Annotated in this window: 1 protein-coding gene; it reads right to left on the bottom strand. The window is 66.5% G+C overall.

Annotation, left to right across the window (positions count from 1 at the left end; genetic code table 11):
• A partial coding sequence (locus KUG39_RS17050; RefSeq protein ID WP_216916625.1) for a glycogen/starch/alpha-glucan phosphorylase occupies positions 1-553 on the bottom strand: 553 nt, incomplete at both ends.

Below are 553 nucleotides of genomic sequence, written 5' to 3'. Positions count from 1 at the left end.
CTTGATGCGCAGGTACTGGGCGATCACCTGGAGGGCATTGAGGTGCTGGCGCTTGTACTCGTGGATGCGCTTCACCTGCACGTCGAACATCGAGGCGGGATCCACCAGCACGCCCGTATGGCGATGGATGTAGTGGGTGAGATGGCGCTTCACCGAGAGCTTGGTGGCTCCCCAGTGCTCCAGGAAGCCGCTGTCGTCGGCGTAGCGCTCCAGCTGGCGCAGCTCATCGAGGTTGCGCACCCAGCCGTCGCCGATCGAGGTGTCCAGCAGGGCCGAGAGCTGGGGATTGGCCAGGGCGACCCAGCGCCTGGGGGTGACACCGTTGGTGACGTTGGTGAACTTCTCGGGCCAGAGGGCGGCGAATTCGGGGAAGAGGTCCTGTTTGACCAGGGCGCTGTGCAGCGCGGCGACGCCGTTGACGTGGTGGGAGCCGACGGTGGCGAGGTGGGCCATGCGGACGGCCTTGTCGCCCGATTCATCGATGATCGAGAGGCGGCGCAGCACGGCGTCGTTGCCGGGGTACTTGAGGCGCACCTGCTGGAGGAAGCGGCGG

This window comes from Synechococcus sp. CCAP 1479/10, assembly GCF_019038515.1.
In the GTDB taxonomy this organism is placed as follows: Bacteria; Cyanobacteriota; Cyanobacteriia; order PCC-6307; family Cyanobiaceae; genus Cyanobium.
Note: the sequence above shows the minus strand (reverse complement) of the source record. Positions and strands in the feature narration are given on the sequence as shown.